The 22219-nt window shown below is 72.2% G+C and carries 21 protein-coding genes and 1 pseudogene; 6 read left to right on the top strand and 16 right to left on the bottom strand.

Features of this window, described 5'->3' with window-relative positions:
* The first annotated feature begins 27 nt into the window (after positions 1–27).
* Positions 28–801, top strand: a complete 774-nt coding sequence (locus AB0J04_RS26970; RefSeq protein ID WP_363171136.1) for a DUF72 domain-containing protein — start codon at positions 28–30, stop codon at positions 799–801.
* Here the strand turns inward: AB0J04_RS26970 and AB0J04_RS26965 are convergent, their stop codons facing one another.
* Positions 802–1176 (bottom strand): GntR family transcriptional regulator, encoded by a 375-nt coding sequence (locus AB0J04_RS26965; RefSeq protein ID WP_363171135.1) that lies wholly within the window; start codon positions 1174–1176, stop codon positions 802–804.
* 124 nt (positions 1177–1300) lie between these two features.
* Here AB0J04_RS26965 and AB0J04_RS26960 point away from each other — a divergent pair, with 124 nt between their 5' ends.
* Both AB0J04_RS26960 and AB0J04_RS26955 read left to right on the top strand, forming a co-directional pair.
* Entirely contained in the window at positions 1301–2266 is a 966-nt protein-coding gene (locus AB0J04_RS26960) for a GNAT family N-acetyltransferase (RefSeq protein ID WP_363171134.1), read from the top strand.
* On the top strand, positions 2247–2750 hold the full coding sequence (locus tag AB0J04_RS26955; protein WP_363171133.1) for a DUF402 domain-containing protein: 504 nt from the start codon (positions 2247–2249) through the stop codon (positions 2748–2750). The genes AB0J04_RS26960 and AB0J04_RS26955 overlap by 20 nt, the downstream gene beginning before the upstream one ends.
* A gap of 46 nt (positions 2751–2796) precedes the next feature.
* On the opposite strand, the gene AB0J04_RS26950 is transcribed toward AB0J04_RS26955, so the two are convergent.
* Positions 2797–3411 (bottom strand): class I SAM-dependent methyltransferase, encoded by a 615-nt coding sequence (locus tag AB0J04_RS26950; RefSeq protein ID WP_363171132.1) that lies wholly within the window; start codon positions 3409–3411, stop codon positions 2797–2799.
* Between the two features lie 140 nt (positions 3412–3551).
* Between AB0J04_RS26950 and AB0J04_RS26945 the strand changes: the two genes are divergently transcribed.
* Positions 3552–3686, top strand: a complete 135-nt coding sequence (locus AB0J04_RS26945; RefSeq protein WP_133913577.1) for a hypothetical protein — start codon at positions 3552–3554, stop codon at positions 3684–3686.
* 42 nt (positions 3687–3728) lie between these two features.
* Here AB0J04_RS26945 and AB0J04_RS26940 read toward each other — a convergent pair whose 3' ends face one another.
* The 3 genes from AB0J04_RS26940 to AB0J04_RS26930 all read right to left on the bottom strand — a co-directional run bounded on the left by AB0J04_RS26940 (position 3729) and on the right by AB0J04_RS26930 (position 5831).
* On the bottom strand, positions 3729–4178 hold the full coding sequence (locus AB0J04_RS26940) for a GNAT family N-acetyltransferase (RefSeq protein WP_363171131.1): 450 nt from the start codon (positions 4176–4178) through the stop codon (positions 3729–3731).
* Positions 4179–4374: 196 nt separating this feature from the next.
* The gene (locus tag AB0J04_RS26935; protein ID WP_363171130.1) at positions 4375–5250 is read right to left on the bottom strand and encodes an alpha/beta fold hydrolase; all 876 of its coding nucleotides are present in this window, start codon (positions 5248–5250) and stop codon (positions 4375–4377) included.
* 137 nt (positions 5251–5387) lie between these two features.
* Entirely contained in the window at positions 5388–5831 is a 444-nt protein-coding gene (locus tag AB0J04_RS26930; protein WP_363171129.1) for a MarR family winged helix-turn-helix transcriptional regulator, read from the bottom strand.
* 108 nt (positions 5832–5939) lie between these two features.
* Here AB0J04_RS26930 and AB0J04_RS26925 point away from each other — a divergent pair, with 108 nt between their 5' ends.
* Positions 5940–6314: a cupin domain-containing protein gene (locus AB0J04_RS26925; protein ID WP_363171128.1), complete on the top strand. Its 375-nt coding sequence runs from the start codon at positions 5940–5942 to the stop codon at positions 6312–6314.
* Positions 6315–6374: 60 nt separating this feature from the next.
* On the opposite strand, the gene AB0J04_RS26920 is transcribed toward AB0J04_RS26925, so the two are convergent.
* The 10 genes and pseudogenes from AB0J04_RS26920 to AB0J04_RS26875 all read right to left on the bottom strand — a co-directional run bounded on the left by AB0J04_RS26920 (position 6375) and on the right by AB0J04_RS26875 (position 20123).
* On the bottom strand, positions 6375–7358 hold the full coding sequence (locus AB0J04_RS26920) for a hypothetical protein (RefSeq protein ID WP_363171127.1): 984 nt from the start codon (positions 7356–7358) through the stop codon (positions 6375–6377).
* Positions 7355–11179, bottom strand: a complete 3825-nt coding sequence (gene dnaE / locus AB0J04_RS26915; protein WP_363171126.1) for a DNA polymerase III subunit alpha — start codon at positions 11177–11179, stop codon at positions 7355–7357. Before dnaE ends, AB0J04_RS26920 begins: the two co-directional genes overlap by 4 nt.
* A gap of 241 nt (positions 11180–11420) precedes the next feature.
* Positions 11421–12503, bottom strand: coding sequence for a S1 family peptidase (locus AB0J04_RS26910; protein ID WP_363171125.1), 1083 nt, complete (start codon positions 12501–12503; stop codon positions 11421–11423).
* 224 nt (positions 12504–12727) lie between these two features.
* Positions 12728–13549, bottom strand: a complete 822-nt coding sequence (locus AB0J04_RS26905; RefSeq protein ID WP_363171124.1) for a slipin family protein — start codon at positions 13547–13549, stop codon at positions 12728–12730.
* 158 nt (positions 13550–13707) lie between these two features.
* On the bottom strand, positions 13708–14619 hold the full coding sequence (locus AB0J04_RS26900) for a S1 family peptidase (RefSeq protein ID WP_363171123.1): 912 nt from the start codon (positions 14617–14619) through the stop codon (positions 13708–13710).
* Between the two features lie 228 nt (positions 14620–14847).
* Positions 14848–14997, bottom strand: a pseudogene (locus AB0J04_RS26895) (DUF1684 domain-containing protein); the annotation flags it as partial.
* A gap of 27 nt (positions 14998–15024) precedes the next feature.
* Positions 15025–15921 carry an LLM class flavin-dependent oxidoreductase gene (locus tag AB0J04_RS26890; RefSeq protein WP_363171122.1) on the bottom strand — a complete coding sequence of 299 codons (897 nt, stop codon included), beginning with the start codon at positions 15919–15921 and terminating at the stop codon, positions 15025–15027.
* Between the two features lie 31 nt (positions 15922–15952).
* The gene (locus tag AB0J04_RS26885; protein WP_363171121.1) at positions 15953–17737 is read right to left on the bottom strand and encodes an FAD/NAD(P)-binding protein; all 1785 of its coding nucleotides are present in this window, start codon (positions 17735–17737) and stop codon (positions 15953–15955) included.
* Between the two features lie 402 nt (positions 17738–18139).
* Positions 18140–18742 carry an ATP/GTP-binding protein gene (locus AB0J04_RS26880; protein ID WP_363171120.1) on the bottom strand — a complete coding sequence of 201 codons (603 nt, stop codon included), beginning with the start codon at positions 18740–18742 and terminating at the stop codon, positions 18140–18142.
* A gap of 130 nt (positions 18743–18872) precedes the next feature.
* Positions 18873–20123, bottom strand: a complete 1251-nt coding sequence (locus AB0J04_RS26875; RefSeq protein WP_363171119.1) for a DUF5685 family protein — start codon at positions 20121–20123, stop codon at positions 18873–18875.
* 311 nt (positions 20124–20434) lie between these two features.
* On the opposite strand from AB0J04_RS26875, the gene AB0J04_RS26870 reads away from it, so the two are divergent.
* Positions 20435–20872: a cell division protein SepF gene (locus AB0J04_RS26870; protein WP_363171118.1), complete on the top strand. Its 438-nt coding sequence runs from the start codon at positions 20435–20437 to the stop codon at positions 20870–20872.
* Positions 20873–20908: 36 nt separating this feature from the next.
* Here AB0J04_RS26870 and AB0J04_RS26865 read toward each other — a convergent pair whose 3' ends face one another.
* Entirely contained in the window at positions 20909–22099 is a 1191-nt protein-coding gene (locus tag AB0J04_RS26865) for an acyl-CoA dehydrogenase family protein (protein ID WP_363171117.1), read from the bottom strand.
* Between the last annotated feature and the right edge of the window lie 120 nt (positions 22100–22219).

Here is a 22219-nt window from a genome sequence, read left to right as displayed (position 1 = left end):
GGGCAGTGCGGGTGTTTTGATGGAGGTATGACGCTGTATGTCGGTACGTCCGGCTGGCAGTACAAGGACTGGAAGGGCGTCCTGTACCCGGCCGACGTGCCCGTGCGGCGGTGGCTGGAGGAGTACGCGGCACAGTTCGCCACCGTCGAGATCAACAACGCCTTCTACCGGCTGCCGTCGCGGGAGAACTTCGCGTCCTGGGCCGAGCGCGTCCCGCCGGACTTCGTGGTCGCGGTGAAGGCGAGCCGCTATCTGACCCACATCAAGCGGCTGCACGACCCCGAGGAACCCGTGCACCGGCTGATGACCCACGCCGCCGGCCTCGGCAGCCGCCTCGGCCCCGTCCTCCTCCAACTGCCGCCGACCCTGCACGCCGATCCCGGACTCCTGGACGCCTGTCTGTCCTGCTTCCCGACGGGCGCGCGGGTGGCGGTGGAGCCACGGCACGACTCGTGGTGGATCCCCGAGGTGCGGGAGGTCCTCCGGTCGCGGGGCGCGGCCCTGTGCTGGGCCGACGGACAGGCCCGCCCCCGCACGCCGCTGTGGCGGACCGCCGACTGGGGATACGTCCGCTTCCACGAGGGCCGCGCCCAGCCGTGGCCGCGCTACGGCCACCGCTCCCTGGCGACCTGGATCGACCGCATCGCGACGACCTGGGCCGACGGCTGTGACGTGTACGCCTACTTCAACAACGACCCCGGCGGCGCGGCGGTGGGCGACGCGGCGCTGTTCGGCAGGACGGCCGAGCGGGCCGGGCTGACGGTGACGCGCACCCCGCGCGCGCTCGCCGCCCGCGGCTGATCACTCCTCGTAGGCCGCCCGCAGGGCGTCCCGCGCGGCCGCCGACGCCTGCTCCTCGGTGAGCCCCAGCCGCCGCACCCGCTCGGCGTAGGCCTGCGCGGCTGCCGCGGCCTCCCGCTCGGCCGCCGAGCCCGCCGCTGCGACGAACGTGCCGTTGCGCCCCCGGGTCTCGATCACCCCGTCCGCCTCCAGCGCCCGGTACGCCTTGGCGACGGTGTTCGCGGCGAGGCCGAGCGACTCGGCCAGCCCGCGCACCGTCGGCAGCCGGTATCCGACCGGCAGCGCGCCCGACCGTGCCTGCCCGGCGATCTGCGCCCGCACCTGCTCGTACGGGGCGGCGCTCTCGTCGACATCGATGTGGATCTTCAAGGTCACCGACCGATTGTCCCGCACGCACGGGGAAGGGGCGCAGGGAAGGTCACGGGAAAGAGGCACAGGAAAGAGGAGCACGGGAAAATGGGAGGCAACCGGGGGCCGCCCGCCCGTAGCGTGCGCTGCCATGACCGTCATCGTGCGCGATCTGCGCCCCGACACGGCTGCCGACGTCGAAGGCTTCATCCGGGTCCGGCACGTCGCCCTGCCCTATGTGTTCTTCAGCCCGGCGTCCGTGCTGCACAGCCTCTCCTTGACCCACCCCGGCGCCCACGCCCGCAAGCTGGTGGCCGTCGAGGACGGCGAGATCGTCGGCACGGCCCAGGCGGGCCTCGCCCATGACAGCCCGGAGCCCGGCCAGGGCTTCCTGAACGTGTACGTGGACCCGGCGCACACCGCACGCGGCGCGGGCGCCGCGCTGGTCCGCGCGGCCGAGGAGCATCTGGCGGCGCACGGGGCGACGAAGCTGTTCTCCTGGGTGCTGGACGAGCCGGGCAACCGCGCCTTCGCCGAGCGCCGCGGCTACCGGCCGAGCCGCTCCGCGCACTTCCTCCGCCTGGACCTGGCCCGCACCGCGCTGCCGCCGCTCCAGGACCCGCCGCCCGGCGTCGAGCTGCGGACGGCCGCCGACTTCGCCGAGGACCCACGCCCGCTGTTCGTCCTGGACGCGGAGGCGGGCTCGGACGAACCGGGCGACATCGACACCGAGTTCACGGACTACGAGGCCTGGGTCGACGAGTACTGGAAGCACCCCCACCTGGACCTGGAACTGACCTCGGTCGCCGTGGCCGACGGCCGTCCGGTCGCCTTCAGCGTGGTCCACACCGGCGACGCCGGCCTCCCCCACTCTCGACTCCGCGCGAGCGGGGGGACCCCCATCGCCACGGGCATGACCGGCACCGCCCGGACCCACCGCGGCCGGGGCCTGGCCAAGCTGGTCAAGAACGACTCCCTGCACCGCGCCCGCGCCGCGGGGTACACGCAGGCGTACACGGGCAACGACGCGGACAACGGGCCGATGCTCGCGATCAACCGCTGGTTCGGGTACGAGATCTGTGCGACGGAGGTGCGGCATGTCCGCGAACTCGGCTGAGCGGGCGCGTTCGGTGGACGTCGTCCTGGTCAAGGGCGGCCGGACGAAGATCCGTTACGCCGCCGAGCTGCTGTCCGACGACGGCGTCCGGATCGTCGTGCGCGCCCCCTGGGCCGGTGAGGGCGTGCGCGACTTCGGCTTCGTACGGTTCGAGGCGGGCGACGTCTTCACCGAGTACTACTGGCGGGACCGCTGGTACGCCGTGAAGGAGGTCCGCGACGCGACGGGCGCGCTGAAGGGCTGGTACTGCGACGTCACCCGCCCGGCCACGCTGTCCGGCGCCGAGCTGGTCGTCGAGGATCTCGACCTGGACCTGTGGCGCTCCGCCGACGGGACGGACGTACTGCGGCTGGACGAGGACGAGTTCGAGGAGAGCGGGCTGGCGCGACGGGACCCCGAGGCCGCCGCCGCCGCGCTGACCGCCCTCGACGAACTGGAGGCGCTCGCCACCGTCGAGGACGGCCTGGAGTCGCTGCTGGCGTGAGAGACCCGGGTGAGAGACCCGGGTGAGGGGCCGGGGTGAGGGGCCCTCACACCGTGGCCACCACGGCGTACCGCTCGTCGGCCACCGGCCCGCCCCACAGCCCGGCGTCGTGCGACAGCGGCTCCACGCGCGTGTGCACGGTCAGCGGGGCCAGCAGGGCGGTGAGCCGGTCCGCCGGTATGCCGACCGGGGTGACGGTCCCCCACACGCCCTCGACCAGCACGAGCCGCCCTCCCGGGCGCAGCAGGCCGCGCCAGTGCCGCAGGACGCGGGCGGGGTCGGGCAGGGTCCACAGCACATGCCGGACGAGCAGGGCGTCGAAGCGCTCCTCCCCGACCGGGGGCGCCGCCGCGTCACCGAGGAGGAACACCGCGTCACGCCCGGCGAGTTTGGCGCGGGCCAGGTCGATCATGGCCGGGGACAGGTCGACGCCCGTCACCTGGTGTCCCTGTTCGGCCGCGAGGAGCGACAGGCTGCCGGTGCCGCAGCCGAGGTCCAGGACGTCACAGCCGCGCTCCGGGAGCCACGTCCGCAGCCGCCGGGCCCAGGCCGCGCGCACTGCGGGGTCGCGCAGGCCGTGGTCCGGCTCCTCGTCGAAAGCGGCCGCCGCCGCGTCCCAGTCGACACTCGGCGGAGTCGGTTCATCACCCTTTTTCGTCATGTGCCCAAGAGTGACACCCACCACTGACACTCGAATCGTGACAGCCGCCACTGACAGACCGGGGGGCGATGAGGAACTCTCCCCCAAAGGGTCTACCTCCGTGAGATCGCGGAACCAGGTAGTTCCTGAAGGAGGCAGCCATGCGCCGCACGACCGTGCAGAAGCCCCTGAAGAAGACGGACTCCCGCCGCATCCGCGAGGAAGCCGACGAACGCCCCGCCGGGCGCCCCGAGGTGCGCAAGGACATCGCCCGCACCTGGTGGCCGGACGGCTGAGGACGGCCCCGCCCAGCCCTGCCCAGACGCGCTCGGCCCTGCTCAAGCCAGCCGTTTGCGGTAGTGGAGGCGGTCGTACGGCCCGTCCATGCGACGCTCCACGAACTCGTAGCCGTACCGCGGGTAGATCTTCTGGTTCTCCCACATCATCGCGTGCGTGCAGAGCCTGACCTCGGTCAGGCCGAGCGCACGCGCGTGTGCGTCCACGAAGTGCAGCAGCCGCCGCCCGACGCCCCTGCCGTGGGCGTCGGGGTGGACGGCGATGCTGTCGAGGAACAGATGGTCGGCGAACTCCTCGACGACGACCAGCCCGTCGACCGGATCGCCGGTGACGAACACCTTCCCCGCGGCCACGTTCGCCGCGTGGTCCGCCGCCATGGGCTTCGGCGCGAGCCCGATGCGCTCGATGTAGGGCGTATAGGCCGCGTCCGTGACGGCCTTCACGGCCTGCACGTCGGCCGCCGCGGCGGGCCGGATCTCGTCGCTCGTCATACCTGGAGGCTAGGGCAGGTCCCGGCTACCTGATCCCAGGCTCAGCGCTTCCTTAAGGCGACCCTAAAGATCGCCGGCGGCCTCCCCCAGCAGGCGATTTCGCGGTTTCTTGGTTCCGGCACACCTCCGCGTGGCAGCACTCCGGGGCCTGACCGGCGGCTCAGGTCGGACAGGCCCCGGCGGGACGGCCTGCGGCTCAGCTCAGCGCGGAGGCGCAGGTGGTGGCGGTGGCGTGGGCCGGGTCGAGCGCGTTGGCCACCTCGTGGAAGGCGATCCGGTCGAACAGCCCGATCGCCACGTGCTCGGAGAGGTCCAGCGGGCACAGGTCCTGGAGCAGGACGTTGTGCACGTCGGCGCCGCTGAGGTACTGGCTGCGCCAGGGGGTGACCACCTCGTCGTACTTGGTGGCGATGACCGTGTAGCGGACGCCAGGGACGGTGTCGCCGCCCGCGTTGAGCTTGGCGAGGAAGGCCGACCCGGCGATCTGGTCGGCGAGACCGGGGGTGGCCGTCGAGAGCAGATCCTCGGCGCCGGGGAAGTACGGCAGCAGGTTGGCGAGTCCGCCCAGCGTGGTGCCGTGGTTGTCGGGGGCGATGCCGACCAGCGCGTTGACCTTGGCGGCGCCGCCGAGGAACTTCAGGTAGTAGCGCGGCATCATGCCGCCCTGCGAGTGGCCGACGAGGTCGGCCTCGGCGGCGCCGGTCGCGGAGAGCACCTTGTCGACGAAGGCGGAGAGCTGTCCGGCCGACTTGTCGATGGGGCCGAGGCCGTTGAAGAGCGGGACGCCCGGCAGCTGGCCGTAGTCGACGGAGAAGACGCAGTATCCGCGGACCGTCAGATAGGGCGCGAGGGCCAGCCAGTTGTCGATCGAGTTCCCGAAGGTGCCGTGCACGAGCACGACGGGGCGGGGATGGGCGGCGGAGGGCTTGCAGTGGTAGTCGTTCCAGCCGCTCGACGAGGCGGTGGCGGCGTCGGTGGATTCGGCGTGGGCGGCGGTGGCGGGGACGGTGGCGGCCGTGGCGGCCAGCAGCAGTGCGGCGAGTGGTCCGAGCAGACGCTTCCAGGGCAGCATCGTGTGATCTCCTTGCGGCTCAAGGGAGGAGCGATGGCCTTACGCCCTGTGATCCGGATCACGAGGATGCTGTTCACTCGTCAAGTTACGGATGAGTAGGTGAAGTGTGAAGTTACGCGTCGGTAAAATACGCTCCGTCACCAGGCGGGCCTGAGGGGACCATAGGGTGCGATCCGCGCCAATTGGTTGCACAACACTCGCACTTCACCCTCCCCCAGCACATCGACCCACGCCCGTACCGCCTCGGCGGCCGCCTCCTCCGCCGCCCGGGTGCACTCCCAGCCCCGCTCGGTGAGCACGATCAGCCGGGCCCGCGCGTCGTCGGGATGCGGACGGCGCTCGACGTACCCCTTGCGCACGAGCTCCTCGACGAGCTGACTCGCCGCCTGCTTGGTCACCCCGAGGTGGACGCCGAGCTCACTGACCGTCGCGCCGCCCGGGGCGAGCCGGGCGAAGGCGAAGCCGTGGGCGGGCCGCACCTCGAAGCCACGGGCGACGACCCCGTCGTTGATGCGCTGGGTGAGCTCACCCGCGGCGGCGAGCAGGGCGGCGGACAGGGCCAGGGCCTCGGAGTTCTGCACGTCCGCATTGAAACACCCTTGACGTGACGGTCAAGCAGCTTGACCATAGGAGCGTCATGGATGGTCAAGCTGCTTGACCATCTCCGGAACCGTCCCACAGGGGGCCGCATGCCCGTCGTCCGCTCGTCGGAAGCCGTCACTCATGAGATCCACGGCGCCCGCTTCGTCTCGTACGCCACTCCCCGCACCGGCAGCAAGGAGTTGTGCGCCTGGCGGGGTGAGATTCCCGCGGGGACGAAGGCTCCCGCGCACACCGTCAGCCGGGAGGAGATCTTCCATCTGCTCGTCGGCGAGCTGATCCTCACGCTCGACGGCCGCGCCGAGCGGATCACCGCCGGCGACACGGTGATCGTCAATCCGGGTGCGACCCTGGCCGTCGAGAACCCGACCGATCACACCGCGCTCTCCTGGGTCACCACGTCCATCGGCCTGGAGGCGGAACTGGCCGACGGAACCCGGATCGCCCCCTTGTGGGCCAACTGATCCTGCCGATCCTGCCGATCCTGCCGGCCCTGCTGGCCCTGCCGGCCCTGATGCGCCTCGTCAGGCGGCCAGCGTTCCCGGCTTCACCGCCCCCGGCCCGAACTTCGCCCGCACCCGGTCGGCGACCTCCTCCACCCTACGGACCTTCTCTTCGACGGGATCGAAGGTGAGCTGGTACGAAGCCTGTTCGGCGGGGCCGAGGGCCTCCGCGCGCAGCGCGATCGCGCGGACCCGGGCGCGTTGCAGACCGAGCGCCTCGTACAGGCCGTACGCCGTCCTCGTCAGGGCCGCCGAGTGCGCGGTCGGCTCCTTGAGGGTGCGGGTGCGGGTGGTGCTGGAGCAGTCGGCATAGCGCACGGTGAGGGTCAGGGTGCCGCAGACCTTCTCCAGGGCGCGCAGCCGGGCGCCCAGTTCCTCGGCGGCCGAGAGCAGGGCGCGGCGGTGCCGGTCCGGGTCCAACTCGTCGCGCTCGAAGGGTCGTTCGGTGGCCAAGGACCGCGACACGGCGTTCGGCACGACCCGGCCGCGGTCGACGCCGTTCGCCTTCTCGTGCAGCTCCCGGCCCGCCTTGACGCCGATCAGGCGCTGAAGCGTGGACAGGGGTGCGGCGGCGACCCGGCCGAGGGTGTCGAGTCCGTACTCGCCCAGGGTGCGGGCGGTCGCCGTACCGACACCGGGGAGCGCGGCGACGGGCTGCCCGGCGAGGAACTCCCGCACCTCGTCCGCGGGGACCGCGCAGGTCACCCCGGGCCGGGCGGCCCGCAGCGCCATGCGGGCCGACAGCGGGCCGGGGCCGGCGCCGATCACACAGTCGACGCCGTGCAGTGCGAGCGCCCGCACCCGGATCACCGACGCCAGCTCCACCGCGCTGCGCCCGAAGTACCGTTCGGCGCCCCGGAGATCGGCCAGCGCCCCGTCCGGCGGCAGCGCCTCGACGACCGGCGTGAACTCCTCGAGCAGCCCGAGCAGCGCCGGCAGGGCGGCCTCGACCGCCACCGTCTCGGACGCCGGAGGCAGCTGGAAACGTACGCAGAGGATGGTCATCCCGCACTCCCCGGACTCTGGTGCCACAACTTCCGTACGCTCGAAGGCCCTTGCGAGACGTCCTGCCCCGCAGGCCGCAGATCGGCCCACGGATGCAGCTCAAATCCGGTGGACAGCCGAATCCGCCTGCCCCTGCCCGATTCCCCCCGCCCCACCCGACCACCGTCGCCCACCCGATCCCCACTCCCCGCCGGATCACTGCCCCCGGCCCGGCCACGGTCCCCCACCTGGTCACCGTCCCGGGCCCGACCGCCGTCGCCCACCCGATCCCCACTCCCCGCCGGATCGCCGCCCCCGGCCCGGCCACGGTCCCCCACCTGGTCACCGTCCCGGGCCCGACCGCCGTCGCCCACCCGATCCCCGCTACCCGCCGGATCACTGCCCCCGGCCCGACCACCGCTCCCCGACGGACCGCCGCTCCCCACCCGGCCACCGCCGCCTGTCCGATCCCCGCTCGCCGCCCGGGCACCGCTCCCCGCCCGCTCACCGTCCCCCTCCGCCACAAGTGCGGGCGCCTCCGCGGGCGCCGTCTCCCGGGTCGGTTGCGCAAGGTGGGTCGCCACCTCGTCGAGGCCGCCCTCGGTGCGCAGTTCGACGAGTTCGGCGAGGTTCCAGGCCGCCGCGCCCACCACGCTGAGGCTGCGCGGGCCGCGCCGCTGCACCACCCCGCGCACCAGCAGCAGCCAGGAGTGGAAGACGGTGTGGGCGCAGGCGTCGTGGGAGTCGTCGAAGAAGGCGAGGTCGACCAGGCCCGTGCCGTCGTCCAGGGTGCTGAAGATGACCCGCTTGCCGGACCGGATCGGCGGGGTCTGGGTGGCCGCCTTGGCACCCGCGACCAGCACCGTCTCCCCGTGCCGGGCGTCCCGCAGCCGTCGTGCCGAGACCACGCCCAGCTCGTCGAGGAAGGCCCGGTGGTCGTCCATCAGATTGCGCGAGGCGTCCATGGAGAGCACGCCCAGCTCGGCGCTGAGCCGCTCGGCGGAGGACAGGTCCGGCAACCCGGCGGGAGCCGTCTGCCGCCCGCCCGCCAGGGGGAGTTGGCCGCCGCCCGCACCCCGCGCCCCCCGGTGCAGCTCGGTCAAGTGCAGTTGCAGGTCACGCCGGTTGGCACCGAAGGCGTCCAATCCGCCGACCTGCGCGAGCCGCCCGGCGAGCGGACGGCTCGGCCGCGCCCGTTCCCAGAAGTCGAGCAGCGAGGCGTACGGCTGTCCGTCCGCGACCCGCGCCGCCTCGGCCTCGCTGATGCCGTGCACGTCGGAGAGGGCCAACCGCAGCCCCCAGACCCCGGATTCAGGCACCAGTTCGATACGGTGGGCGACCCCCGACCGGTTCACGTCCAACGGCAGGATCGGCACCCCGCGACGCCGCGCGTCCGCCAGCAGCAGCCGCTTCGGATACATCCCGGGGTCGTGCGTGAGCAGCCCGGCGTAGAAGGCGGCCGGGTGGTGCGCCTTCAGCCACGCCGACTGGTACGTCGGGACGGCGAACGCGACCGCGTGCGCCTTGCAGAAGCCGTACGAGCCGAAGGCCTCGACGATCTCCCAGGTCCGCTGAATCGTTTCTGCCCCATATCCTCTCGCCGCCGCGTGCTGCGCGAACCACACCCTGATCCGCCCCTGCGACTCCGGGTCGGACAGCCCGCGCCGCACCCGGTCCGCCTCGCCGCGTCCGCAGCCGGTCATGATCGCGACGATGTCGATGATCTGCTCGTGGAAGACGACGACCCCGTACGTGTCCCGCAGCGGCTCCTCCAGGTCCGGGTGCGGATACCGGATCGGCGCCCGCCCGTGCCGCGCCTCGATGAACGGCCGCACCATGTCGGCGGCGACCGGCCCCGGCCGGAAGAGGGAGATGTCCACGACCAGGTCGTGGAAGGCAGCCGGCTGCAACCGCCCCACCAGGTCCCGCTGACCGGGCGACTCGATCTGGAAACAGCCCAGCGTCTCGGCGGAACGGATGAGCCGGTACGTCGCCGGATCGCCGCCCTCGACCGCGTCCAGGTCGATCCGCTCGCCCGTCGCCCGCGCCACCTCCGCCACCGCGTGCGCCATCGCCGACTGCATCCGCACGCCCAGCACGTCCAGTTTGAGCAGCCCGAGGTCCTCGACGTCGTCCTTGTCGAACTGGGCCATGGGGAACCCCTCGCCGCTGCTCGGCACGACCGGCGTGCGGGAGAGCAGGGAGGCGTCGGAGAGCAGGACCCCGCACGGATGCATGGCGACTCCGCGCGGGAGGGCGTCGAGGGCCTCGACCAGTTCCCACAGCCGCCCGTACCGCTCCTTCTCCCCTGCCAGCGCACGCAGTTCGGGCAGCTCCGCCAGGGCCGCCCGGGCATCGCGCGCCCGGATGTGCGGGAAGGACTTGGCGACGCGGTCGATCTCGGCGGGGTCCATGGACAGGGCCGCGCCGACGTCCCGGACGGCGTGGCGGACACGGTACGTCTCCGGCATCGCGACCGTCGCGACCCGCTCGGCGCCGAAGCGGCCGATGATCGCGCGGTAGACCTCCAGCCGGCGCGCGGACTCCACGTCGATGTCGATGTCGGGCAGCACCACCCGTTCCTTGGACAGGAAGCGCTCCATCAGCAGCCCGTGCTCGACGGGGTCGGCGTGGGCGATGCCGAGGAGGTGGTTGACGAGGGACCCCGCGCCCGAGCCGCGCGCGGCGACCCGGATGTCCATGTCCCTCACGTCGTCCACGACCTGAGCGACCGTCAGGAAGTAGGAGGCGAAGCCGTGGTGGGCGATGATGTCGAGTTCGCGGTGCATCCGCTCCCAGTAGTGGCGCGCGCGTGCGGAGCGGTCGTAGCCGCGCAGCACCATCCCCGCCGTCGCCCGTGAGGCCAGCGCCCGCTGGGCGGTGCGGCGGCCGGCGCCGACGAGGTGCGGCTCGGGGAAGTGGACGGCGCCCATGCCGAGGTCGTCCTCGGGGTCGACCAGGCATTCGGCGGCGGCCGTCCGGGTCTGCTCCAGCAGGTGGTGGGCGGCGGCGCGCCGGAAGCCGGCGGCCTCCACGATCCGCTCGGCCGCCCCGAGCATGACGTCCGCGCCCTTGAGCCAGGCCTCGCCCGAGTCCAGTTCCTTGGCCGGGTCGACGGGGACGAGCCGGCGGGCGGCGTCCAGGATGTCCGCGACCGGGCCCTGGCCGGGGTCGGCGTACCGGACGGCGTTGCTGAGCACGGGCCGGATCCGCTGTTCGGCGGCGAAGCCGACGGTACGGGCGGCCAGCCGCAGGGAGCCGGGGCCGGTGCCGGTGCGCCCGTGCCAGACGGCCTCCAGCCGCAGGGCGTCGCCGTACACCTCCCGCCAGGGGGCGAGGAGCCGCGCGGCGCGGTCCGGCCGGCCCGCGGCGAGCGCGCGGCCGACGTCGGAGGCGGGGCCGAGCAGGACCGTCAGGCCGCCCCCGTGGTTTCCGGTCCAGGGCAGCACCGGGATGTCCGCCCCGTCCGCGTGCGCGGCCGTGACGATCCGGCACAGGTCGGCCCAGCCCCGGGCGCCGTCGCGGGCGAGGAAGGTGACGCGGGGCGTCGACTCGTCGACGAAGACGCCGCCGCGCACGGGGGTGCGGCGGCGGTCCCGCCGTACGTCGCTCCCCTCCCGCGGCGGCGCCGCCACCGCCAGATCCACCCCGAACAGCGGGCGCACGCCCTCCTTCGCGCAGGCCTTGGCGAAGCGGACCGTGCCGGCGAGGGTGTCGCGGTCGGTGAGGGCGAGGGCGTCCATGCCCCGCTCCGAGGCGCGTGCGGCCAGCCGGTCCGGGTGCGAGGCGCCGTAGCGCAGGGAGAACCCGGAGACGGTGTGCAGATGCGTGAACCCCGGCATCCACCGCACCTCCGATATCGAACATCAGTTCCCTACTGACCCACCCCCACCATAGACCAAATCTCGAACATATGTACGACGACCGTTCGGACGCCTCCCACCTGCGGAAACACCCGACGCCCCGGACCGTGGGGACATGACACAGAGCACCGGCGCCGACGCCCCCGCGACCGCCCCGTAGCGCACGCATGAGGTCCCGCCCCTCACACGCGGGGCGGGACCTCCACAGGTGCCGGGCGGGTCAGCCGATCTGCGTTCCCGTGGCCGACAGCGCCTCCGTGACCGGCTGGAAGAACGTCTCCCCGCCGGAGGCGCAGTCGCCGCTGCCGCCCGAGGTCAGGCCCACGGCGCTGCTGCCCGAGAAGAGGGAGCCGCCGCTGTCGCCGGGCTCGGCGCAGACGTCGGTCTGGATGAGGCCGTTGACGATGTCGCCGTTGCCGTAGTTCACGGTGGCGTCCAGGCCGGTGACCGTGCCGGAGTGCACCTGGGTGGTCGAGCCGCTGCGGGTGACCTTCATGCCGACGGTGGCCTGCGCGGCGCCGGTGATCGCCTGCGCGGAGCCGTTGTAGAGGTCGACCTCGCTCGGGTGGTCGACGTCGGCGGTGTACTTGACGAGGCCGTAGTCGTCGCCCGGGAAGCTGGAGACCTCGTTGACGCCGATCTCGGCGCCGGAGGAGTCCGACCAGGTGGAGACGGCCTCGGTGCAGTGCCCGGCGGTCAGGAAGTACGGCTCGCCGCCCTTGACCACGTTGAAGCCGAGCGAGCAGCGCCCGCCGCCGCCGGCGATGGCGTCGCCGCCGGCGATGAAGGGCTTGAACTCCCCCTTGGTGCGCTGGAGTTCGGCCGTGCCGCCGAGCCCGTCGACGACCTTGGAGAGCTTGGCCCACTCGGCGTCGGAGACGGTGCGGTCGGCGGTGACGACGACCTTGTTGGCCGTCAGGTCGGTCACCCACGCGGTGCCCGGGATGGTCGCGTCCGCCTTGAGCGTGGCATGGGCGCCGGTCAGTTCGGCGAGGGAGTTCTCGACGAGTCTGGCCTCGGCGCCGGCCGCCTCGACGGTCTTCGCGGCCGTCTCGTCGAGGACGTTCACCACGAGACTCCTGCTCTTCGCGTCGTAGTACGTGCCCGCCGCGTCGGCGCCGAGATCCTCGCCGAGCGTCGAGGCGAGCTGTCCGGCCGCGAGGGCCGAGAGGGTGGTCGGCTGCGGGGTCCTCGCGGACTCGCTGGCGTTCGCAGTCTGGAAGGTGACTCCGGCCGCGACGAGCGCGGCGACACCCGCGCCCGTCATGACCGCCCGCCGCTCGGGTATGCGTCGGTGCTTCAACTCGTGTCCTCCTGTGGGGGTCGGCCCGGCGGCCGTGGGGACCGCGGCGGGCCGGAAGGCCGGGACTTGCCCTGGTTGACGGGCGCTCACTCTTCCGAACCGCACAGGGAGCACACAAGGTCGCCTTCAGGAAGCGCACAGGGTGGGCACCGCGCGCCCTCCGCTTCTTCACCACCTTGTCCGGACAGCGATGCTGTGCATACGCAAAATCGCGCGGACCCGCCCTACTCCTCGGTCGGCTTCGCCTCGGGCGCGGGCACCGCGGCCGCGGGGGTTGCCGCGGGCGGTTGCTGGGCCCGTTCCAGGAACCTCAGCAGTTCCACCGGGAACGGCAGCACCAGCGTGGAGTTCTTCTCGGCGGCGACCGCCACCACCGTCTGGAGCAGCCGCAGTTGGAGCGCGGCGGGCTGCTCGGACATCTCCTTCGCCGCCTCCGCGAGCTTCTTCGACGCCTGGAGTTCGGCGTCGGCGTTGATGACCCTGGCCCGCCGCTCACGGTCGGCCTCGGCCTGCCGGGCCATGGACCGCTTCATCGTCTCCGGCAGGGAGACGTCCTTGATCTCGACCCGGTCGATCGTGACGCCCCACTCCACGGCCGGGCTGTCGATCATCAACTCCAGCCCCTGGTTGAGCTTTTCGCGGTCGGACAGCAGATCGTCCAGCTCGCTCTTGCCGATGATGGACCGCAGGGAGGTCTGCGCCATCTGCGAGACGGCGAACCGGTAGTCCTCCACCCGCACGATCGCCTCGGCCGGCGCGGTCACCTTGAAGTAGACGACGGCGTCCACCCGCACGGTGACGTTGTCCCGGGTGATGCCCTCCTGCCCCGGCACCGGCATCGTGACGATCTGCATGTTGACCTTCCGGAGCCGGTCGATGCCCGGAACGATCAGGGTCAGTCCCGGCTCGCGCACCTCGGGCCGGAGTTTCCCGAGCCGGAAGACCACGCCCCGCTCGTACTGTTTGACGACCCGCGCCGCCGCCGTCACGTACACCGCCCCGGCGGCCACGAGCGTGACTCCCGCCGCCAACAGTTCCTCGACCATGCCGGCCCCCAAGGGTCCGAAACGCTTCCCGAAGTTCCCGCAGCACTTGCCGTACCACGACGGTAACTCCGGGTTCCGGGCAAGAGCGAGCCCCCGCACGCCGGTTCACGCGCGGGGGCTCGTGGTGCGAGAGCTCGTGGTGCGGGGCCGGGACGGGCCTAGAAGACGCTCACCCCGTACGCGCTCAGGGCCTCCGCCACCGGCTGGAAGAAGGTCGTGCCGCCGGAGGTGCAGTTGCCGCTGCCGCCCGAGGTCAGACCGTAGGCGATGCCGCTGGTCGAGTACAGCGGACCGCCGGAGTCGCCGCCCTCGGCGCAGACGTTGGTCTGGATCATGCCGTAGACGATGTCGCCGCTGCCGTAGTTCACGGTCGCGTTCAGCGCGGTGACCCGGCCGCTGTGGATGCCGGTGGTCGAGCCGTCACGGTAGACCGTGGTGCCGACGCTGGGCGTGCCCGAGCTGGTGATGTCCGTGTTGCCCGCACCGCCGGTCTTGGTGACCGAGGTGTTGGTGTAGCGGACCAGCGCGTAGTCGTTGGTCGGGAAGCTGTAGCTGACGTTCGTGCCGAGCGTGGTCGTCTGCCCGGAGTTGGAGTACCAGGTCGACGCGACCTCGCCGCAGTGGCCGGCGGTGAGGAAGTAGTAGGTGCTGCCGCTGACGACGTTGAAGCCGAGCGAGCAGCGGTAGCCGCCGCCGTAGATGGCGTCGCCGCCGGTGATCAGCTTGTTGAACTTGCCCGGCGTGTGCTTGATCGTGAGCGCGTCGGCGTTGCTGCCGGCCCGCTCCTTGATCTGCGCGATCTCGGCCTGCGAGACCGTGCTGTCGACGGTGACCACGACGCGGTTGGTCTTGGCGTCGACCGCCCAGGCGGTGCCCGCGATGTCCGCCTGGAGCACCGAGCTGCTGGCGCTCTTCAGCTGGGCGGTGCTGAAGGTGGCGTTGTCCGCCGCGCTCGCGTTGGGGATCGCGATGGCGGCGGCGGCCACGAGTCCGGTGGCGACCGCGGTCAGCCGCATCCGTCTCGAGATACCGCTCATGGGGGTGGTGGGGGTGGTGCGCTTGATCCTCACGTTTCGTTCCCTCCCAGGGGAAGTCGGGGGCCCGTCGTGTGGGGTCGGGGCCCGTGAGGCGCAGCCAGGACCGACGTTCGCCCGGAAAAATCGGACACGCCGTGACCCTGACAAGCGCTGAGGGGGAGTATTCGGCCGAACGGCCGGTCGGCGCAAGAGCGCCTTTCGGCCGTCAGACGTCGATCGAACTGCGTGAGTTGAACCCTCTTGCAGACCTCTTGCCCCAGCTCAGACCAGGTTGCGCTCCCCTGCCTCGACCGCCACGTGACATGTGTTCCCCGACGACGGCCCGGCGCAGCCGAAACCGTCGGCAAAGGCGCACGGAGGCAGTACGGCACGGTGGAGGTCGACGGCCGTGCATCCGTCCGCGTCGGGTGCGCCGGAGTGCGGTGCCGTCCTCTTCCGTCACCCGGGCCCCGGGGGTGTCCGGAAGTCGACCGTCCGGATCGCCGGGCGGTCGACGGGCCGGGGCAGCCCCAGGTGCTCGCGGAGGGTGCTGCCCGGGTAGAAGGTGCGGAACAGGCCGCGGTGCTGAAGCAGTGCCACCGTGCCGTTGACCAGCCGTTCCAGGTCGCGGCGCGGTTCCACGGGGATGAGGTGGAAGCCGTCGGCGGCGCCGTCCTGGCGCCAGGACGCGATCAGGTCGGCGAGGTCGACGGGGCCGCCCCGGTAGAGCGGGCCCTGTGCGGTCTGCCGGGGGCCGCCTCCGCCGTGGCCGCGTTCGGCGGCGTGCTCGCCGTCGCCGAGGTCGATCAGCAGACTCAGCAGGACCCGCAGGCTGTCGGGGTCGCGTCCCGACCGGGCCGCCTCGGAGCGCAGCCGGTCGCGGACGGCACCGGCCTGCGCGCGGTCCGCCACCCGGACGAGAGCCACGTCGGCCCGGCGCGCGGCGACGGACAGGGCCGGTCCCTCGACCACGTCGACGACGCGCACCGGATGGCGTCCCTCCACCGAGGAGGCCGCGCAGGCCGATCCCTCGGTCGCGGAAGCGTCGATCCGCCATCCGGCCCTGCCTCCGCTGACCCGGTCGAGGTCGGCGACCGCGTCGGCGGCGGTGAACGTGGGCACCAGTCCGACGCGGTGCGTGGCGGGCGCCACGTGGGACAGCACGGCCGGCGCGTCGGGCCCGGGCCCGGGCCGCGCGAAGGTGTCGTCGTCCAGCGTCACGAAGTCGAGCCCGCCGCGCTCGGCGAGCCGCGCCAACTCGACGTAGGGGCCGGTGTCGTGCACCCCGGGCTGGTCGACGGCGGCGGCCAGGTGCAGCAGGCCCCGGCCGGGCGATGAGGTCGATCGAGAGGTCATCGGGAAGAACCCTTTCTCAAAGGTGACCGGCTCACCCGACGGCGTCGGCGCCCAGGTCCCGCAGGAACACCAGGGCGGCCCGCGCGGTCGCGTCGTTCTGCCGGAACGCGGGGCCGCCCGTGCGCGGCCGGGTGAACGCCCCGGGCGTACGGCCGTCGGTGTGCGGCCCGAGCGCGAAGCGCCGGGGGTGCGGCCGGCCGGCCCGGTCCAGGATCCGGCCGTCGGCGCGGTCCACCCGCAGCAGCCCGTCCGGGGTCTCGCCGGCGCCGTCGGTGTGCAGCTCGCGCAGCAGCGGATCGAGGGCGTGCCGGAGCGTCGGCTCCGGCAGCCGGGCCTCGACCAGCGCCCGCGCCTCGACCGAGAACCCCGGCACGGTCGCACCGGACGCCCGGAACACCCCGTCCTCGGCGCGTACGGCCATGTCGGCGCCGACGAACCTGAGCAGCCCCGCCCGGGACAGGGCGAGCAACTGCCGCAGCCGGGGGCCGGGCGGCCCGGAGGCGAGGTAGCTGAAGAACCCGTGCCACGAGGAGCCGATGTTCCCCAGCCGGACCAGTTGTCCGTAGACGGACAGCAGCCCCAGGAAAACGGCCAGGTCAGGGCTGTGGGCCGGATCGTGACGGCGGCTCAGATCGTCCTCGACGTATCCGCGCAGCCCCTCCTGGAACTCCTCGAAGGACTCGTACGTCACCCCGGCCAGCGGCCGGTCGAGCGCGGTCAGATCGAGCCGGTCGCGTGGATCGGGCACGGCGGACGCCACCAGCGCCTCGCGCTCGGCCCCCTCGGCCGCGGCCGCGTACTTCTCCTCGAAGTCGGTCCAGGCGATCGCGGTCCGCTCGGCGTGGACGGTGAACAGACGGTGGTAGTGGGCGAAGCCCAGCTCCTTCTCCACCAGCGGCCACACGTCCCTGCCGAAGTCGAAGCCCTCGGGCCGCGCGAGCAGTCCGTCGATCTCGGCAGGTCCCAGGAACCGGGGCAGCGGCGGCCGCTCGCCGGTCCAGTCGTAGCCGATCTTCGAGTGGTACGGCACTCCGCGCCGCGAGCCGACGTACAGCACCGGCTCCCGCCCCGAGGGCACATAGGCGTCCCCTTCGTACCGTCCGCCGCGCCCCTCGGTGAGCAGCGCCATCAGGTCGACGAAGGCGAGCCCGAAGCCGCGCACCAGGACGGGTTCGCCGCCCGGGAGCGCGGACAGGTCGCTGTCGGCGGTGAAGTCCGGCGGCAGGTGGACGAGTCCGTGCTCGCGCGCGTAGGCCGCCAACTCGCTTTGTTCGTCGTCGAGTTCGGCGTCGAGGTGGCCGAGGGCGAGAACGACGAGGTCGGCGGGCAGCGGCCGGTCCCGGCCCTCCAGCCACACCTGCTGGCGCCCTTCGCGGGAGCCGCTCACTCGCAGCGCGCGCCGCGGATGGTGGTGGACGGTGATGTCCGGGGGCAGCGCGGCGACGGCCCGCTCGTGCACCCAGCGCAGATAGTCGCCCTGGATCCGCCGGTCGGCGAAGGCGCGCCCGTCGAGGCCGGCCCACTCGTGCAGGGTGGGACCGGGCCGTACGGGGCCGTCCATCTGCACCGTCCCGTCGGTGAACATGGTGACGTCCTCGGCGTGCGAGTTCATCCACAGCAGCGGCGACTGGGCGGCCCGCCAGATACGGCCGGCGCCCGGTGGGTGCGGGTCGACGAGATGGATGTCGAGGCCCGAACCGGCGTACAACTCGGGCGCGTTGGCGGCGATCCGCTCGATGAGACCGGTCCCGCGCGGCCCGCCCCCGACGATCACGAGGGTGGCAGGGGATTCGGGAGTGAGGGTTTCGGAAGACATGCGAAGGCTCCGTGAGCGCAGAGTTGGACACGGGGGCGCCTTCACGCACCAAAACGGCCGAGCCCCTCAGCAGGGCCGTTCCGGCGAGAGTACGCCGGCGTTTCCCCTCGCCGTCAAGGCTGTCCACACTGTGAGCCGTACGTCTCACGTCGGTTGACGCATAACCGGAGACCTGTTCCACTTGGCCCATGCATCCGCAGCAGTGGCTGGTCACCCGCTCCCACATCGACTTCGGTCGCGTGTGGTCCTGTTCCTGTTGAGCTGACCCACTGCGGCCCCCGGCTCTCCCGGGGCGCCCTTCTCGCGCTCTTCCCCCGCACCCGGCTCAGCCTTCACGTACTCGCGCGCACTCCCCTCCCCTCGCACCCCCTTTTATTACGGCGCTCGGCTTCCTCACGGCGCTCAGCGCACCCCGACCGCCTTCGCCTTCCGTCTGGCGGCGGCCCGAAACCCGATCACCCGGTCCATCAACGCCCCCAGCACATCCCGCACGGAGTCACGCTCACGCGCGTCGCACTCCAGCACCGGCACGTCGACGCTCAGCCCCAACGCCTCCCGGACGTCCGCCAGTTCGAACCGCTCGGCCCCGTCGAACCGGTTCACGGCCAGGACGAACGGCTGCCCCCGGGTCTCGAAGTAGTCGACGGCCGGGAAGCACTCCTCGATCCGCCGGGTGTCCACCAGGACGACCGTCCCGAGCGCCCCTTCGACCAGGTCGTCCCACAGGAACGAGAACCGGCCCTGTCCGGGCGTGCCGAACAGATACAGCGCGATGGTCGGATCGATCCTGATCCGGCCGAAGTCGAGAGCGACCGTGGTCGTCGTCTTGGACTCCACGCCCTCGAGCGAGTCGACCCCGACCGACACCTGGGTGATGGCCGCCTCCGTGTCGAGCGGCTCGATCTCGGAGACGGCCCCGATGAAGGTGGTCTTGCCCACCCCGAGCCCTCCGCTCACCACGATCTTCACGGCGAGCGGCACGGTCTTGTCAGAACGCCCGGGCATGATCACTGATCCTTTCGAGCATCCGTGTCCGCATCCTCTCCGGGAGATACGTCCCCGAGGTGCTCACCGCTCATCGTGACGCCCGTTCGGCACGCACGATAAGCGTCCGCACACAGCAGGTGACGTCCCGTCAGCAGGAGCAGTCGCAGCAGGAGCAGCACTCACAGCACTCGCACCCGTCACAGCAGTCGCAGCAATTGCAGTCGCAGTTGCTGCACCAGCCTTCGCGCTTCTTCCGCGACCAGGGCCCCTCGAACTCGTCGGCGCAGCACGCCTTGCAGGTGCAGCACAGCCCGAGCGCGACCGCGCAGCCGGCCAGGAAGCCGCGCTTGTCGGGCCGGGGCGGCTCACCCCCGTAAGGGCTGCCGTAGGGGTTGCCGGGGGCGGCGGGCGCGTTCGGATCCACCGGGCCCTGCGGGGCGTACGGACCGGTCGGCGGCCCGAACGCGCCCAGCGGTCCGGGCCCGCTCTGCGGTCCGGGCCCGCTCTGCGGTCCGGGCCCGTGCGCGTGTCCGCAGCTCTGCGTCCCGAACGCCCGGTCGACCGACCGCTCCAGCTCGTGCGCGAGCAGCAGATGCACCAGCTTGCCGTCCACGAACACGGCGTCCTTCAGGGCGAGCCGGATGCCGTGCAGCGCGTCGTCGGCGAGCCGCCGGGCCTCGGTGAGCGGGGTGCCGGTGGCCGTCAGCGGGTTCCAGGCCCCGTTCGCCGCGTCGGCCTGCCGGTCCTCGACCGCGTCCAGCAGATGCGCCAGCCGGCCGAAGAGCCGGCCGACCTCGGCGAGGGGCGCGGCGTTGCCCGCCCGGCCCGCCAGGACCGCGGTGTGCGCGAAGGCGGCGGCGGTGGCGGTCTCGGTCGGCTCGGTGACGGCCGGCAGCGAGGTGCCCGGTCCGGCGAGCGCCTCGATGCCGACCTGCCGCTCCACGGCGTCGACGAGGACGGCGGTGTCGAATCCGACGGCGGCCCCGCCGCGTTCCCCGGCCCGCCCCCAGCTCGCGGCGACCCGGCGCGCGGCGACGGCGACCGGCCGCCGCGCCAGCAGCCCGTCCCCGTCGGCGACGTGGTCGCGGACCTTGGCTGAGGCGAGCACGAGCGAGACGGCGGCCGCGAGCCGCGCGCCCTCCCCCTGCGCGACGGACGCAGTGCGCATGCCGCGCAACGGGCACGGTCCCGCCGTGCGCCGCCACCCGCCGGCCGTGATCCGCTCGGCCTGAGCCTCCGTCAGAACCGATATGAGCAGCCCGTCGTAGTTGGTGACGACCCGCGAGAACTGCCCGTGATCCCGGCGCAGCGCGAGACACAGCCCGCACAGATGCGCCATCCACTGCGTCTTGAGGCCTTCACCGAGCCGGTGACTGCACGGCCTGACGATTCCGAACACGACAACCCCCGTCGTCTCTGGGACATTGAGCTGGCGCATGTTATCGACCGATTGTCATGCCGGAGTGAACGTCTCGGTTCACCCGGACGCACCGAGCGTCACCCATCCGCCACGAAGAATCATATTTCACTCACAGTCAGCAGCCGTATGCGGTAGGACCCTTGGGGGGCGCGGGCTCTGTACGGATTCGCTGTGCACCAGTACCGTCACAAACCCCCCGCGCGGCGTCTATCCACTTGGCGCGACATCCGCATCATGGACGACCATGGGGAATGCGGAAAGCAGAAAGACCGCTGTGAGAGGAGGCGTCCATGGGATCGGTGCGCAAGGCGAGTGCCTGGCTTGGCCTCGTCGACGACAACGATGACGAGCGTTACTACGACGACGACTATTCCGAGGGGACCGACTCCGGAGAGGCCTGGGTCACCGACCCCCGCGTCAAGGTCGCCGCGGACACGGCCGAGGAGAAGGGCCGACGGATCGGCACCGTGACCCCGGACAGCTTCCGGGACGCGCGGGCGATCGGTGAGCTGTTCCGCGAAGGCGTGCCGGTCATCGTGAACCTCACGGCCATGGAGGCCGGCGACGCCAAGCGCGTCGTCGACTTCGCGGCCGGGCTGATCTTCGGCCTGCGGGGTTCGATCGAGCGGGTGTCCACCCGGGTGTTCCTGCTGACCCCCGCCAACACGGAGATCGTGAACGGCGACCCGTCCGGGCGTCGGGCGGACGGTTTCTTCAACCAGAGCTGAGGCAGGGCCGCTCGCCGGCCCTGCCCCCTCCGGGGGTCAGCGGAAGGCGTCGAGTCCGGTGAGCGCCTTGCCCAGCACGAGCTGGTGCATCTCGACGGTGCCTTCATAGGTGAGGACCGACTCCAGGTTGGTCGCGTGCCGCATGACGGGGTACTCGAGCGAGATCCCGTTGGCCCCGAGGATCGTGCGGGCGGTCCGGCAGATCTCGATCGCTTCCCGTACGTTGTTGAGCTTGCCGAAGCTGACCTGCTCGGGACGCAGGCGGCCGGCGTCCATCCGCCGCCCCAGATGATGGGCGAGCAGAATCCCCTTGTGCAGTTCGACCGCCATGTCGGCGAGCTTGGCCTGGGTGAGCTGGAAGCCCCCGATGGGCCGCCCGAACTGCTCCCGGGTCTTCGCGTACTCGACGGCGGTCTCGAAACACGACCGCGCCGCGCCCATCGCGCCCCACACGATGCCGTAGCGGGCGTGCGACAGGCAGCTGAGCGGCCCGCGCAGCCCGGTGACCTCCGGCAGCACGGCGTCGGCGGGCAGCCGCACGTCGTCGAGCACGAGTTCACTGGTCACGCTGGCCCGCAGGGACCACTTGTGCTTGATCTCCGGGGCGGAGAACCCAGGGCTGTCGGTAGGGACGACGAACCCCCGGATCCCGTCCTCGCTCCGCGCCCAGACGACGGCCACCCCGGCGACCGACCCGTTGGTGATCCACATCTTGCGCCCGTTGAGCACCCAGTCGGAGCCGTCGCGCTTGGCGTACGTCCGCATGGCGGCCGGGTCGGACCCGTGGTCGGGTTCGGTGAGCCCGAAGCACCCGATGACCTCGCCGGCGGCCATCCCCGGCAGCCAGGCCTGCTTCTGCTCCTCGCTGCCGAAGCGGTGGACGGCGTACATGGCGAGGGACCCCTGCACGGAGACGAGGGACCGGATCCCGGAGTCGGCGGCCTCGAGTTCGAGACAGGCGAGCCCGTACTGCACGGCGCTCGCGCCCGCGCATCCGTAGCCGCTGAGCGACATCCCGAGCGCACCGATCCCGCCGAGTTCAAGGGCGAGCTCCCGGATGACCGGCAGCTCGCCGCGCTCGTACCACTCGGCGACGTGCGGCAGCACCCGATCCGCGGCCCAGGCCCGCACGGTGTCCCGGACGGCCCTGTCCTCGGGCTCGAGCAAGTCGTCGAGACCGAGGGGGTCGGCGGGGTCGAAGGGGGGCAACTTCGAGGACGCAGACATCGGCAAACCCTCCGCCACTGTAAAAACTAGTGCCGCGGCAGGCAACGTTCGCCCCGTCGCGACGCCCGGCACGCACTCTCGCCGCACCGGCCGAAAGCCCAAGTACGTCCAGTACGAGGA

This window comes from Streptomyces sp. NPDC050263 (assembly GCF_040655955.1).
In the GTDB taxonomy this organism is placed as follows: Bacteria; Actinomycetota; Actinomycetes; order Streptomycetales; family Streptomycetaceae; genus Streptomyces.
This window is presented reverse-complemented; position numbering and strand designations above follow the sequence as displayed.